This window comes from Kurthia populi, assembly GCF_042686175.1.
In the GTDB taxonomy this organism is placed as follows: domain Bacteria; phylum Bacillota; class Bacilli; order Bacillales_A; family Planococcaceae; genus Kurthia; species Kurthia populi.
Window position 1 is genome coordinate 1 of sequence record NZ_JBHUOR010000136.1, and the last position, 15,138, is coordinate 15,138.

General features: G+C 37.0%; 14 protein-coding genes. 6 read left to right on the forward strand and 8 right to left on the reverse strand.

From position 1 onward, the window contains the following. Positions 1-125: 125 nt before the first annotated feature. The 3 genes from ACFSY7_RS17025 to ACFSY7_RS17035 form a co-directional block, all read right to left on the reverse strand. Positions 126-803, reverse strand: coding sequence for a hypothetical protein (locus tag ACFSY7_RS17025; protein ID WP_380148831.1), 678 nt, complete (start codon positions 801-803; stop codon positions 126-128). Further along, positions 796-1,305, reverse strand: a complete 510-nt coding sequence (locus ACFSY7_RS17030; RefSeq protein WP_380148832.1) for a sigma-70 family RNA polymerase sigma factor — start codon at positions 1,303-1,305, stop codon at positions 796-798. Before ACFSY7_RS17030 ends, ACFSY7_RS17025 begins: the two co-directional genes overlap by 8 nt. A gap of 135 nt (positions 1,306-1,440) precedes the next feature. After that, positions 1,441-1,719 (reverse strand): hypothetical protein, encoded by a 279-nt coding sequence (locus ACFSY7_RS17035; protein WP_380148834.1) that lies wholly within the window; start codon positions 1,717-1,719, stop codon positions 1,441-1,443. A gap of 541 nt (positions 1,720-2,260) precedes the next feature. Here ACFSY7_RS17035 and ACFSY7_RS17040 point away from each other — a divergent pair. Beyond that, positions 2,261-2,725: a hypothetical protein gene (locus ACFSY7_RS17040; RefSeq protein WP_126989649.1), complete on the forward strand. Its 465-nt coding sequence runs from the start codon at positions 2,261-2,263 to the stop codon at positions 2,723-2,725. A 177-nt stretch (positions 2,726-2,902) separates the two neighbouring features. Next, positions 2,903-3,685 (forward strand): class I SAM-dependent methyltransferase, encoded by a 783-nt coding sequence (locus ACFSY7_RS17045; RefSeq protein WP_380148891.1) that lies wholly within the window; start codon positions 2,903-2,905, stop codon positions 3,683-3,685. 40 nt (positions 3,686-3,725) lie between these two features. Here ACFSY7_RS17045 and ACFSY7_RS17050 read toward each other — a convergent pair whose 3' ends face one another. After that, complete coding sequence (locus ACFSY7_RS17050; protein ID WP_380148836.1) at positions 3,726-4,502, reverse strand: serine hydrolase; 777 nt, start codon at positions 4,500-4,502, stop codon at positions 3,726-3,728. A gap of 125 nt (positions 4,503-4,627) precedes the next feature. On the opposite strand from ACFSY7_RS17050, the gene panB reads away from it, so the two are divergent. Genes panB through panD form a run of 3 tightly spaced genes read left to right on the forward strand, consistent with a single transcriptional unit; the run spans position 4,628 to position 6,691 of the window. Continuing rightward, entirely contained in the window at positions 4,628-5,467 is an 840-nt protein-coding gene (panB, locus tag ACFSY7_RS17055) for a 3-methyl-2-oxobutanoate hydroxymethyltransferase (RefSeq protein WP_380148837.1), read from the forward strand. After that, on the forward strand, positions 5,467-6,300 hold the full coding sequence (panC, locus tag ACFSY7_RS17060; protein WP_380148839.1) for a pantoate--beta-alanine ligase: 834 nt from the start codon (positions 5,467-5,469) through the stop codon (positions 6,298-6,300). The genes panB and panC overlap by 1 nt, the downstream gene beginning before the upstream one ends. A gap of 1 nt (position 6,301) precedes the next feature. Then, complete coding sequence (gene panD, locus ACFSY7_RS17065) at positions 6,302-6,691, forward strand: aspartate 1-decarboxylase (RefSeq protein ID WP_380148840.1); 390 nt, start codon at positions 6,302-6,304, stop codon at positions 6,689-6,691. Positions 6,692-7,032: 341 nt separating this feature from the next. Here the strand turns inward: panD and ACFSY7_RS17070 are convergent, their stop codons facing one another. The 3 genes from ACFSY7_RS17070 to ACFSY7_RS17080 all read right to left on the reverse strand — a co-directional run bounded on the left by ACFSY7_RS17070 (position 7,033) and on the right by ACFSY7_RS17080 (position 12,943). Next, positions 7,033-10,752, reverse strand: coding sequence for a lectin-like domain-containing protein (locus ACFSY7_RS17070; RefSeq protein ID WP_380148841.1), 3,720 nt, complete (start codon positions 10,750-10,752; stop codon positions 7,033-7,035). Positions 10,753-11,096: 344 nt separating this feature from the next. Continuing rightward, positions 11,097-12,497: an MDR family MFS transporter gene (locus tag ACFSY7_RS17075; RefSeq protein ID WP_380148842.1), complete on the reverse strand. Its 1,401-nt coding sequence runs from the start codon at positions 12,495-12,497 to the stop codon at positions 11,097-11,099. A gap of 170 nt (positions 12,498-12,667) precedes the next feature. Continuing rightward, positions 12,668-12,943, reverse strand: a complete 276-nt coding sequence (locus ACFSY7_RS17080; RefSeq protein ID WP_380148844.1) for a hypothetical protein — start codon at positions 12,941-12,943, stop codon at positions 12,668-12,670. A 238-nt stretch (positions 12,944-13,181) separates the two neighbouring features. Between ACFSY7_RS17080 and ACFSY7_RS17085 the strand changes: the two genes are divergently transcribed. Continuing rightward, a complete protein-coding gene (locus ACFSY7_RS17085; protein WP_380148846.1) occupies positions 13,182-14,402 on the forward strand; it encodes a carboxylate--amine ligase in 1,221 nt (406 codons plus the stop codon). Positions 14,403-14,432: 30 nt separating this feature from the next. On the opposite strand, the gene ACFSY7_RS17090 is transcribed toward ACFSY7_RS17085, so the two are convergent. Beyond that, positions 14,433-15,002, reverse strand: coding sequence for a hypothetical protein (locus ACFSY7_RS17090; protein WP_139993096.1), 570 nt, complete (start codon positions 15,000-15,002; stop codon positions 14,433-14,435). Between the last annotated feature and the right edge of the window lie 136 nt (positions 15,003-15,138).

Genomic DNA, 15,138 nt, shown 5'->3' on the forward strand with positions numbered 1-15,138 from the left:
ACGAATTAAGGCAAAATTAAAAATGAGCCCGGTACAATACCGAACTCATTTTATACAAGCTGCTTAAACAAAATAACCGTGTCTAACAATTAGGGGTCACTTCACCATTAGAGGATACGCTGCTTTTACTTATAATAGCGAGGAATAGTAATAATTTCTTTTTTTCCAGAATTGAGCGTTAGTTGAATTTTTGCATTAGAGAGCCATTTAACTTTTTTAATCTGAGGGAAATATTCGGGGATTTCTGGATGGTCCGTAATATCATTTGTATACATAAAACGAAGCGTATCTTGTTTTTTAGTGCGCAGTACTAATGCCACCATTTTCTTATCAGGAGATAAAGCTTCTATTTTAATCGTACCGCTTCCTAAATTATAAATGACGCCTGTTTTAGCGTTGTCACGCAGTGCAAGAATGCGACAATTTGTTGTTTGGCAGTGTGTTGTTACATACGTATAATCTGTGTAACGAGCGGGCGTGTAAAAAAGCTTTTCCTCCTTTGTAACATTTAATGATGCTAGCACTTCGTCATAAAGTAAATCAGAAATGGTTTTTTCATGGCCTGTTTTTTCATCAAACATGACGCCACCAATTTCAACGGCACCTTGTTGTTGAGGTTTATGATCAGGCAATATGAAAAATATAATGAGTAAACAAGCAGCGAGGCTAGCAACACTACCTACCCATTTGAAATTAAGCCATTTTTTCTTTGCTAAGCGTTTTTTCACCCGTACTTGAACCCGTTGCTCCTGCTTCGAGGTATCTCCCATTTTTTGCTGCAATTTTTCACGAATGTTATTCATGGTTCAATAACCCCCATTCCTTTTCAGGTATTTGCTCACGTAATTTTAATTTTGCTTGTGTAAAGCGATAATGTACGGTACTTTCAGGTAGATGAAGTAAATCACCTATCTCGTGAAATGTTAGTTCTTCATAAAAATACAAAATAACTGGCTCACGGTATGTTAAGGGAAGTGCCAAAATCGCATCTGCAATTTCATTTCGTTCTTCATTGATAATAAGAGAATCTTTTGTTGTAATGCTTTGCGTAAAGTAAGTCGTCAGTTGCTGTGTACGATACCGAAAGCTTTTTAAATAATCTTTTGAACGATTAATGGTCATTCTTGTTAAGTAAGTAATAACAGAAGATTCATGGCGAAACTGCTCATACGTTTCAAAGTATTTAACGAAGACATCTTGTACAATGTCTTCCGCTGCATGCCAATCTTTTACGTATAAAAAGCTTATATGTAATAATTTTTGTGTATGTGTGGTCAATAACTCTTGCCAATGCGGATTATCCACGTGCTCACTCCTTTCTTTTACATTAGACGATTGTAATATTGATTTCTCCAATAATTTAATAAAAAATTTTTATCCACATAAAAAAGCACTCTCTTTTCTTAGAACAGGAGTGATTATTCAATATATATTATGCTATTAATAGCCAGAGATGGTAGTGATTGTTTGCATCGTTTTAAAATTCCCAACACTTAATGTCGTATTACCGTAATAAGATGAAAATCTAACATAATATTTTGAGGTTTTATACAAATTATTAAGCGGAGCGCTGTAAAGATTTTGCATATTTTGCTGTGTGTATGTCTGTTTAAAGTACACTTTATTGTTGGCTTGTACTTTTGCCTGATAGATGATAAAGTCACCTTCTGTCAGCCCTGAATCACCAACAATTTTTTTCTTTAATTCCTTACATGTCATGCCGATTGACCCTTTTGTTTCAGGTAATGTTCCTTTTTTTGTAAATTTATCTAGAGAATTAGAAGGGGTTCCTTTTGTTTTATGGGTGGAAGCCTACGCATTTGTCGTGGAGTTGAGGGTAATAGGTGTGAATAATAAGAAATTACATAGTAAAAACCCAAATGTATATTTCATTTTTTGGCAAGATAAAGCCTTCTTTTTTATATGCTATTAAATTAATAATCTTAAGTAAATAATTTTTGTTTTTAATTTGATTTTAAAGAATCATTTTTTCCTTCTTCATGCAACAAAAAAAGTCCGACCCTGGGGAGGAGTGGACTTTTTTTGTTTAAAATTGAGATGAGTGGAGTGCATACAATTGTATGCAAAAAAATATTCTTATGAAGGGACCTCTTCATAAGCCAACATGCAACAATGTTGTATTTTTAATATATATGAAAATTCTGAATTTTTCAAGAAAAAACATGAATATTTTAGCATATTTTCTTCGCCAAATAAGTTAAAATAATTACCGATGGGAGTTTTGAAAGAGGCAATGAATATGAAAAGATGGATGGTACTACTAATAAGCATCGTTGTGCTGTTAGTTGGCTGTAGCGAAAAAAAAGAACCTGAGAAAAAAGTAGATGAAAGTTATAAATATCCACCTACCTTATTTTTAGCTGTGAGTAGTGTATTAATCGAAAAAATAGATGCACAAAATTACTCATGGCGTTATATAGATAAGGAAACTGAAAAAATCGAACAAGTAACGACAGATTCTTTACCACCGACTAAAACGGTCTCAATTGAAAATCCACTTGTCATTAAAGATAAGAAGTATTTGAAGATTGGGTTTCAACCGTTGCCAAAATATTATCGTATTATTTTATGGGATGCAAAAGATCGTGAAAAGGCGACCTATACAAATGTGAAGGATATTAAGAAAAAGGGCACCTATATTATGGAGGTTGAAGCTAATTTTGAAAAAGGAGAAGCACATTATTTTATACCGATAACGTTCTAAAAGAAAAAAGTAGAGATTTTAGTTTGTGTTAGTTAGAAAAAGGAATTATTTTAAACGATGGATATATCTATAGTCCTCTATTCGAATAATTGATTAGGTGGAAGTATGTGTTATTTTTTAAAATGGATAACTTTTCAATGAAAATGGGAAAAGTACAATGAAATGAGGTGAGGAATGATGGCAATTGATTTTCATGATGAGAAAAATAAAATGACCTATGCTTCACGTAAAGCAAATGCCTCGTGGAGCGAAGATTTAGAGGCGTTGCTGCCACCAGGGAAGCATTTTACCCGTGCAGCTGACATTGGTTGTGGAGGTGGTATTTATTCCAAAGTACTTATTGATGCAGGTGTAGAATCTGTTGTAGGTGTTGATTTCTCGAAAGCAATGCTAGAAGGAGCAAAAGTAAATTGTGAAGACTATGATACAATTTCTTTTCAGCTAGGAAGTGCGTTTGAAACGAGCCTAGCTGATGCCAAATTTGATTTAGTATTGGCGCGTGCGCTCATTCACCACTTAGGAGACTTACAACTCTTTTTTACAGAAGCACATCGTATTTTAGAGAAGGATGGGTACTTTATTGTACAAGATCGAACACCTGAAGATGTACTTTTACCGGGAAGTCAGGAACATATACGTGGCTATTTCTTTGAAAAATTCATTAAATTAAAAACGACTGAAACACAGCGACGCCACCGTGGAGAAGAAGTACGTAAGGTTTTAGAAGAAACCGGATTTACACTCGTAAAGGAAGTGCCTTTTTGGGAAGTTAGAGGCACCTATCCGTCGAAAAATCGATTAAAAGAAGAACTGCGTCATCGTATTGGTCGTAGCATTTTGTATGAATTGGATGATTTTGAATTAGAAGAACTGATTGACTATATAGATAGTAAAGTAACAGAGGAACGTAATATCGTTGAGAAAGATCGCTGGACGATGTGGATTGCGCAGAAAAAATAACATAAAAAGGAGGCGCATAAAAATGAGCACCTCCTTTTTATTATGGCTGTATGACACTCTGTAAAAATGTAGCACATGCCTCGCCAATATCACTAATGACAGGCGCTGCATAGTCTAGGTTTTGGGTTAAAACGGCAATGTATAAGCGTTCTTGACCGATTGAAAAGATGGCAACATCATGCTCAATACCTGTATTATCACCAGATTTGCTCGCAATTTGAACTTCGCCAAATTCATCAATACGCCCTCCTAGTAAATTTTTAAATTGTTGATCGTATAGCATACCATAAACGTGGCGTCGGCTTTCTTCAGTGAAATGAGGATTTGCTTCACCAATTAATTGTAGCCACGTAATCATATCTGCTGCTGTAGTAAAATTATCTCGCATACGATTGCGGGACATAAATTTGCGTAATAGTACAGTAGATGGAGCACCAACTTGTTGTGCTAAAGCATTCACTTCTTCAAAGCCGACTTCGTCGATTAAGAGATTAGAAGCGGTATTATCCGAGACAATAATCGCAAGTTTCATCATGTCATGCAGTGAAAATTCCTTTGCCTGATGAAGATAGGCTAAGATACCAGCACCTTTTACCGTATCTTTTACTTTACGCGTATCGGTTAATTGAATTTGGTTGTCTTGAATGCGTTTCATGACGGCTAAGACAAGGGGGATTTTAATAATACTTGCAGAAGATACTTCGTTTAGTTCATGAAAACTAAAGCTTTGTTTACCATATGTAATCTTTACGTGTAACCCATCTGGATACGCCTCACAAATAGCTTTTAAACGATTTGTTAATTCTAACCAATTCATACAAGGACCTCCATAGTTTAGTTTTTCTTAGTGTAACTTAATTAATCGTTAAGTGCATAGCAATACGATTTATTGTAAAGTTAATGTAAATTCAACATATCAAAGCAGGCAAGGGGGACCTATTTATGAAAAATGTTGTGAATTTTCTGGAAATGAAAAAATCAGGAGAGCCCATTGTAATGATGACGGCATATGATTATCCATCAGCACATTTAGCAGAGCAACAGCAGATTGAGATGATTTTAGTTGGCGATTCATTAGGCATGGTTGTCTTAGGGTATGAATCGACGGTGTCCGTGACATTAGAAGATATGATTCATCATGCTAAGGCTGTACGCCGGGGAGCACCAAATACGTTTGTTGTCGTAGATATGCCATTTGGAACGTATCATGTTAGCACAGAGCAAGCTGTACAAAATGCGATTCAGCTATTTCAACAAACAAATGCAAACGCTATCAAGCTAGAAGGGGCGGGCGAGCTTCTACCAGCAATTGAGCGTATTGTCGCAACAGGTATTCCAGTGGTGGGACATTTGGGATTACAGCCACAATCTGCAGAAGTTTTAGGTGGTTATAAGGTTCAAGGTAAAACGACAGAGAGTGCTAAAAGACTCGTAGATGATGCAAAAGCATTGGTAAAAGCAGGGGTGTGCGCCATTGTATTTGAATGTATTCCAAAGCAGTTAGGTGAGATTTTAAGAGAGCAAGTATCTGTGCCGATTATCGGTATTGGAGCAGGCGTTGATGTGGATGGTCAAGTGCTCGTATATCATGATTTAGTAGGCTATGGCGATCACCGTGTACCGAAATTTGTTGAGAAATTCAGTGATGTTCACGCAGTAATGTCTACAGGGATTGCAGCATATCGTGATGGCGTAAAAGCACGTACATTTCCGAGTGATGCACAGAGTTTTACGATGAACGAACAACAATTGGATGGACTTTATGGAGGCGTAACAAAATAATGAAGGTTATTACAACAATTCAAGAGCTACAAAAAGAATTAGCCCCTTACTATTTGGCAAACCATACAATTGGATTAGTGCCAACAATGGGCTATTTGCATGAAGGCCATCAAATACTTGCAAAGGCGGCTGTTGCTGAAAATGATGTGGTCGTGATGAGTGATTTTGTCAATCCAACACAGTTTGGGCCGAATGAGGATTACGAGGCTTATCCGCGTGATTTAGAACGTGATGCACGCATTGCAGATGAGGTAGGTGTGGCGATTTTATTTGCACCAAGTGTTGAGGAAATGTATCCACATCAGGGTGGTGTTACATTTGAAGCGGGACCAGCCTCTAAAATTTTATGTGGTGCATCACGACCAGGGCACTTTAATGGTGTCTTACAAATTGTGACGAAGTTATTCCAAATTGTTAGACCAACAAACGCTTATTTTGGAAAGAAAGATGCCCAGCAATTAGCGTTAATCGAGATGCTAGTGCGTGATTACAATATGCCTGTAACGATTCGACCAATTGCGATTGTACGCGAGGAAGATGGTTTAGCGAAAAGCTCACGTAATGTATTTTTATCTGAAACAGAGAGACAATTAGCCCCAAATTTATATGAAACGTTGCAGGTATTACAGCAAAATATTGCGTCGTTTAATCAGAAGAAAGCAATTGAGCAAATTGAAGCTGCAACAAAAGGACGCGTTGATTATATTGAATTGTTGAGCTATCCAGATTTACAACCTGTGACATCAGAGGATACACAAGTGATTTTGGCAGCGGCATTGTATTATGAAAATGTGCGTCTGATTGACAATATTATTTTTAAGGTAGGTGAGTAGGATGTTTAAAGAAATGATGACGTCAAAAATCCATCGTGCGACAGTGACACAAGCAGATTTAAACTATGTGGGAAGTATTACAATTGATGAAGATTTAATGGATGCTGTTGGGCTGTTACGAAATGAAAAGGTGCATATTGTGAATAATAATAACGGTGCGCGCTTTGAAACGTATACAATTGCAGGAGAACGTGGAAGCGGCGTTGTATGTGTGAACGGAGCTGCAGCGCGCCTTGTACAGCCTGGAGACATCGTCATTATTATTGGGTATACGTATATGTCGACTGAAGAAGCGGCCAACTACGCACCAAAAGTAGCAGTAATGGGAGCTGAAAATAAAATTGTTGAAATGATTGGTCATGAGCCAGAAGCAACAATTATGAATTTCTAAATGAAAAAAGGCTTTGACATACGTGTAAAAACAACCGCTCTTGTGAGCATCAGAAAAACCGGAATCGCGCTATGGCGCGGTTCCGGTTTTTCGTTTCAAATGCTAAAAAATAAAAATGACATTTTCTATCCCATGCTCTTTTTTGATGTGCGTTTACGTAAAATGAGAATACCATTTAGTAATTTTATAACTCGAGTCCTTTGATTCACTGTCATTTCTATTTTTTATGAATATGTTTATTATTCGCTCAACAAAAAACACTTCCAAAGATTTTGCTTCCTTTGAAAGTGTCTTTTTGTTGTCTCAGATTTTAGGTAATTCTGGTTACTGCTAAGTCTTTTTTATTTCTCTGTTTTACGTTTACGTAAACCAAATACGCCAGCTAATGCGCTAAGAGCTAACAACATACCACCCATTAAGCCTGTTTTCGTCGCAGCATCACCTGTTTGAGGGAGCGTACTTGCTTGTGCAGGATTTTGAAGTGTTGGTGTATTTGAATTTGATGAAGCAGGCAGTACAACTGGTGTAGTAGATGCCACTGATGAAGATCTAGGTGGATTACTTACTTGTGCAACAGTAGCTGGATTATTTGGTTTTGCAACAGGTGGATTTGGTTCGTTTGTTTGTTCATTACCACTATCAGATGGTGGATTTTCCTGTGTTGTTTCTTCTTCAGGTGTTGTATCTGGCGGTGTTACCGGCGTTTCAGTATTTTCTGTTTCTTTCGGCGGTTCCACAACAGGCGGTTCCACAACAGACGGTTCCACGACAGGCGGTTCCACAACAGGCGGTTCCACGACAGGCGGTTCCACAACAGGTGGTTCCACAACAGGCGGTTCCACAACAGGCGGTTCCACAACAGGTGGTTCCACGACAGGTGGTTCCACAACAGGCGGTTCTACGACAGGTGGTTCCACAACAGGTGGTTCTACGACAGGCGGTTCCACGACAGGTGGTTCCACAACAGGCGGTTCTACGACAGGTGGTTCCACAACAGGTGGTTCTACGACAGGCGGTTCCACGACAGGCGGTTCCACGACAGGTGGTTCCACGACAGGTGGTTCCACAACAGGCGGTTCTACGACAGGTGGTTCCACAACAGGTGGTTCTACGACAGGCGGTTCCACGACAGGTGGTTCCACAACAGGCGGTTCTACGACAGGTGGTTCCACAACAGGCGGTTCTACGACAGGTGGTTCCACAACAGGTGGTTCTACGACAGGCGGTTCCACGACAGGCGGTTCCACGACAGGTGGTTCCACGACAGGTGGTTCCACATTATCTTTCTTGTAGTAATGCGTAATTGTTTGCTCACCAGCGACGAAATCACCTTCTGTCACACCATCTGTTTTCACGAATGTGTAACCTGGAATCGTTTTGTCAGTGTCAGGAAGTTTGTCGCCTTCTTTTCCAGTAAGTGTTTGAGAAGGAGAGATTTCTTCCTTAGTATCAATATCTACGTAGGTAACAGTTAATGCTGCGTCTTTAGCAGGTTGTTTATCTTTTTTATAGTAATGCGTAATAGATTGGTCACCGGCAACGAAATCACCATTTGTTACACCGTCTGACTTCACCAATGTGTAGCCTGGAATCGTTTTGTCAGTGTCAGGAAGTTTGTCGCCTTCTTTTCCAGTAAGTGTTTGAGAAGGAGAGATTTCTTCCTTAGTATCAATGTCAACATAGGTAACAGTTAGTGCTGCATCTTTAGCGGGTTGTTCCTCTTTTTGGTATACATAAATAATCGTTTGTTCATCGCGTGTAAATATTCCATTTGTATTACCTTGTGTTTTTTCAGGTATTAATGTAAACCCGGGAATATCTTTCGGTGTTGTTGAATAATCTTTACCAACTTTTCCTGGAATTCTATCCACCTCTTCAATATTTGTGCCAGCTTCATCTTGATATTTCACTATAACAATACCTTTAGCTTTTTCAAATGTGTATGTCACCTTGCCATTTTCTTCAACATAGGTAATCGTTTGCGTATCTTTATCGTACATATTTTCTTGGTTTGGTGTGACACTAACTAAATCATAGCCTTGTTCATATAAATCATTTAACACCTTCGTTACATCACCTTTGACAATTTCAGTTGCTTTTTCATCGCCTTCTTTAGTGAATGATTCAGCAATAGGTGTTGTATGGTCTTCGTCATCTTTTTCTAAGAATAGGAAATCTACAACGCTTGTTGCTTGATATTGATAAATGATTGTTTGTGTATCACGTGTGTAAAGTCCACTAGTGCTAGCCGAATCTAGGCTTACCCGAACAAAGCGATAGCCTTCAAATGCATCCTCTGTAGTTGTATAAGAGTCCCCTACTTTTTTCTTTGTAGAAGTCTCCTCTTTTAAATTATTACCGTCCTGATCTATGTGTTTCACAATAATAGAACCATCCGCTTTTTTGAAGAAATACGTGGCTTCACTTGGTGTGTTATCAAAGTTGATGTTAATGCTACTGAAGGTGCCATCAGGGTTTTTAGTTTCCTGATATTCAGTTGTTTTATCTGTCTTAATATCTGACTTTACATAGTCATATCCATTGTCAAATAATTGTTTGAAGGCAGTATTAACATCATTTGCGACATCAAGAGATTTACCTTGCTCGCCATCTTTTGAAAGTTTATTTGCTATTTCTGTATTAGTGCCTTCTTCTTTAAATAAAGCAGTAAACATACCTGCTGCTGTATAAGTAAAGCTTTTGATTTCAAATTGCTGTAAGTTTTTGAAATCACCTGTAGAGCCAGAAACGATAAATGAATAGGCATCGATATCTTTGTTTTTCCACTTTGTTATATTTTCTTTCCATTCTTTTCCTTCATACGTAATCGTCATGATTTTCGTGTCACCGTTATAATTGAAAATAATATCTTTAAATTTATTATCAGAAGGATGACTAATTGATTTTGCTGAGTCTGCATCTGTGTAAGCATAATATTGCTGAGTACCAGAATAGCTATTTCCTTTTTCCTTAGGAACAGTTTCAAGCTTTGTATAAGTAAAGGCACCAAAACTCTTCCCTTTAGTTGAATTCGGATCTCCATGGAAAAATTCTTTCTTACTACCGTTTACAGTTCCGCCATTATAAAATGTATCTAACTTGAAGCCAAATGCATCTACTAAATTTCCGATTCCTAGTGCACCACCACTCATACCTAATGTGTTCGTGTCACCGTTATGGAATGCGAAGCCAATGCCATCTGCTCCTTTATCGGACATTGATTTATTTCCTAGATTTATACTTCCCTCTAATGTAAAGCTTTTTGATAAATCAATTTTATTTTTAAGTGCAAAGTTTCCTGATTGATTATCCACATCAGGGGTTAATGTGACAACACCATCATTTTTTTCATATGTTGCAGAGCCATTTAAACGAAAAGCATCATTGAAATTTTCTTTTGTCACTTCTGTAGGAATTGAAGCAGCTGTAACTGCGGCAGTTTTCGCAACGGCTTTTTTTGCTACAGTTTTTGCACTAGTTGGTTTTGGTGTAGCTGCAACGGCTTTTGTCACGTTGGTTTTAGCAGCCTTTTTTGTAGCTGTTGCATAGTTCTTTGCTGCTTTTGCAACATTTTTAGTAACAGTTGCTGCTGGTTTTTTCGCTGTAGTAGGTGTTGGAGCAGGTTGTGCTACTGTTGTTTGAGACTGAGTTTGAGCAGGTTGAGTTGTTGTTTCTTGAGACTGAGCTTGAGCAGGCTGCGTCGTTGTTTCTTGAGACTGAGTTTGAGCAGGTTGAGTTGTTGTTTCTTGAGACTGAGTTTGAGCAGGTTGAGTTGTTGTTTCTTGAGACTGAGCTTGAGCAGGTTGCGTCGTTGTTTCTTGAGACTGAGCTTGAACTGGCTCGGTTGTTGTAGTTTGAACTTGTGTTTCAATTGGTTGAGTTTGGGTTTCATCCGCCGTTGTTGTTTCACTTGTTGTACTTTCTTCAGCAGAAGCAGATAGTCCAGTGAAAGTAAAAGCACCAATTGCGATAGAAGTCGCTGTGATAGATGCAAAAACCCAATGCTTTCCTTTTTTATACATGCGGTAGCGAATTTTAATATCTTGTGTATTTTCTATCATTTTTTAATAACCCCCTGTTTTTTTGTTTTTGTATAGATGATTTTACCTCTTTGAAATTATTATAAACTATAAAAAATGAATAAAATAGTAATTATGAATTAGTTATTATAATTTTATAAATTAAAAAAATGGCGAATAGTCCTTTTGGGAGGTATATTAAGAATTTAGGGTAGGGGAAATAAAAATGAATTGTTTCAATAAGAACGATTATTTGCTATTTTTATCAAAAAAGTATTATTTTATAAATTTGAACATTTTTTGAACGATTTTAAAATAATATTTATTAAAGATGTTTAAACACGAAAAAAGAGGCATTGAATAGAAAATCAACGCCTCTTTTAGTATTATTCTTTATATTTTGCTGGTGTTACAAATAGCGTTAAAATAAATCCTACGATTGAAATCGCTAAGATGAAAATAAAAGCGTATTGTGTACCAGAAGCCATAAGGGCAGCTTCTGTTTTTCCTTCAGCTTGCGTCATGCCGATATTCATTAATGTAATAGCAAGTGCTGTACCTGCAGCACCGGCAATTTGTTGCAATGTATTCATTGCAGCGGCCCCATGTGGATAAAGCTGAGGAGGTAATTCGTTTAAACCATTTGTTTGTGCGGGCATTAATGACATTGCTAGTCCAAGGCATAATAAGGCGAATGCGACAATGATGATCCATTGTGGTGGATTGCTATTCATTGTGAAAACAAAGAGCACATTAGCAACTACTGTAATTGCGAAGCCAGCTATTAATAAGAAGCGTGGACCAATTTTATCAAAGATGCGACCAACAATCGGTGCTAAAATAGCATTTAAAATATTACCAGGAAGCATCATTAACCCTGCAGTAACAGCAGTTAATAGTAACGCACCTTTTAAATAAAGTGGTAATAAGATTGCTGATGATAAAATAAGTGAAAATCCGATAAACAATAAGATGGTTCCGAGTAAAAAGTTTTTAAACTTGAAAACACGGAGATTAATCATCGGTTCATCCATTTTCAATTGGCGAATACTAAATAATACAAGTGCAACGGCGCCAATAATAAGCGGAATAAACACAGCGGGGTCTGTAATTGCTGTACCTGCTAATGTTCCAAGACCATAAATCAATGTACCGAATCCAATTGTTGAATAGATAATAGAAAGAACATCGATTTTTGGTTTTGTGATATCTGAAACATTTTGAATGGTAGGTACCCATACGATAAATAAAATAATATAGAAGATTAAGCTAATCCAAAAAATGTAATGCCAGCTTAATGCGTCAACGATAATCCCTGATAATGTAGGACCGATAGCAGGAGCAAGTGTAATGACAAGCCCCATAATTCCCATCACTGAGCCACGTTTTTCAATAGGGAAGATGACTAAAATAACGTTCATTAATAGAGGAATTAGAATCCCTGTACCAGTTGCTTGTGCAATTCTTCCGAGCATTAAGAATGTAAAGTTTGGTGCAACGGCACAAATCACGGTCCCCACAATTGAAAAAAGAAGTGCAGCGACAGCGAGTTGTCTGGTCGTAAACCATTGTAATAATAGTGCAGAGACAGGAACTAAAATACCTAAAACAAGCAAGTAGCCAGTCGTTAGCCACTGTACCGTTCCTGTAGAGACAGAGAAGTCAGCCATAATATTTGTTAAAGCCATATTAAGTGCAGTCTCTCCAAATAATCCGATGAAGGCACTGAGCATGAGACCAGCTGCCATTAACTTCGGATTTTTAATTACTTTTAGCGTTGTTGTCATAAAATCCTCCAATATGATTTTGTCTATGTTAACGCTAATCTATTAGAAGCGATAAGGCAACCGCCATTTGACTGAACTATTTATTTTTTTGTCTATTTTCTCAAAAAATATACCTTCTTCAATGAATATAAAAAATAGGCATCGTATATACGATGCCCATTTCTCTACTTTTATCCCAACACAACGCTATAAATAAGTCGCGGTGTTAATGCGAGCATAAATAGTAATGTCGCGTAATACAGTACATAATTTTTATCTGATTTTTGACGATAGGCCATAACGAGGACAATGCACAGCATTACAAATGAAAAGAACGCTATTAAAAGTCGCCAAATAAATGGTGATAAAAACGTCCAATTGTAAAATAATGTAGCAATTGGTGTAATAAAGATCGCAAGTAATAAGGCGATGAGTAAAAGCGTGCCAATTTTCAATTGCTGATTCATTAAAATCACCTCTTTCTTACTCTCTACCCATCTATATAAAAAAAACACGCAAACGCGTGAAAAAAATGCAGTGTTTAGTTTACGAACTACCAAGATTAGTAATATAATAACAAGGTGTGTAGATTGTACACAAATGCAGATAAAATGTGCTTTCATGTCAATTTTACTAAGTATATTATCATATAAAAGTAATATGAAAGCAATAACCATTTCTTATGGATAACTTATGGAGGCTATCATGTCAAAATTAAACTTTATTCCGATTATTGTCGGTACAGATATTAACGCATATAATATGTCAATTTCTTTCCACGAAGAATATGGTGTGAATCCTATTTTAGTGGGACGTGGTGAGTTGCCATTCACAAAATTTAGTACAATTCCTGGTAAAATTGAATACTTTCCAAAATTAGGTGAACCAGAAGAGTTCCCGAAAATCATGGAGAAAGTAGCGAAAAAATACGGTAAATCAGGTAAGAAATTAATGCTTGTTGGGACAAACGATATGTACGTTCGTTATATCGTTGAAAACGCGGAGTTCCTTAAAAAATATTTCGTATTCAACTATCCTTCAATCGAAGTAATGGATACCTTACAATATAAAGCAAATTTCTATCAGCTTTGTGAAGAATATGGCATCGATTACCCAACAACACGTTTTTATAACTGTACATCAATCGAAAAACCATTCGATGATAAAAAAATTCTTTATCCATTAATTTTAAAACCAAGTAATGTTATTTTATACTTAGATTTAAAATTTGAAGGGAAAGAAAAAGTATACAAAGCGGAAAATGAAGAAGAAGTAAACCGCATTTTACACTTATTACACAATGCAGGCTATCACGATGAAATCATTATTCAAGAATTTATTCCTGGCGACGATACGTTAATGTGGGATGGTGTAGTTTATGCTGATCAGAACAAAAATGTTCAATTAGTAGCACTTGGCCAAGTTGTATTACAAGAACATACACCAACAGCTATTGGGAACTATACATCTATCATTAGCCGCTTCGATAAAGATTTAATGCGTAAAATGCAGGATTTCATCGAATATATCGGGTACACAGGTTTTGCAAATTTTGACTTAAAATACGATACACGTGATGGTAAATTCAAAGTATTTGAAATCAATATTCGTCAAGGTCGTTCAAGTTACTACGTTACACGTTTAGGTCACAACCTAGCGCGCTATCTTGTAGATGACTGTGTTGATAATAAGAAAAAAGATGTTGTCTATGCAAACGGTGAATTTCTATTCTCTGTTGTACCGAAAAAAGTATTACGTGACTTCGTTGAGAACAATGAAATCAATGCAGAGTGCCGTCGTCTTATTAAAGAAGGCAAATGGGCAAATCCATTATTCTATCCAAAAGATAAAAGCCTTAAACGTAAATTGTACATGGCAGCACGTCAATACAATTACTATCAAAAATATAAAAACAACCAATGGTAAGAAAAAAGAGCTGGATATCCAGCTCTTTTTTTATGTCGTCTGCGTATCCAAATAACGTAGTAATTCTGTAACGAATAATGACTGCTCATACGGAGAAATTGTAATACGTTGTAAAATGCTCGGATCAAAGCCCTCTTTTAAATAGGTTGAACGTTTTGTGGGATCGGCAATAAAGCGCATTACATAGTTGTTGATACTCTCACCATGTTTTTGTGCGAGTATTTCGGCTTCTCTTAGTTGAGTAGGGCGGTCTGGCCGAATCGCATAGAGTGTTAGTGCCTTTTGTGCATTCGCAATACGATTATTGCCACGACGTCGCATCGTTTGATGAACGAATAAAATATGTTCATACGGCATAAAGCGTTTAAATGGCCCAGCTTGTGCTACTAAACCATGCGCTGTCAACGTATATTTAACAACAAGCAGATACCAAGCAATAAAGCTTACTATCATAAATCCGATACCTAAAATAAGAAATCGATCTATCAATCTGAGTTGTGGTATAAACAGGATGGGGAGGGCAACCGCTATTGCAAGACAGCTAATGAAGATAAGTGCAACTAACAGAAAGCGTTTATCAGGTTTTGAATGGAAAATCATCGTTCATACACCTCCTAGTTTGTCCTTTCCCTGTTTTATGTATCGGAAACGATGGTCATTTATTTGAATGAGATAATATGGAAAAAACTATTGCCAAGTAGTTTTAGGAGGCGTATTTTAAACGTAGAGGTGATGA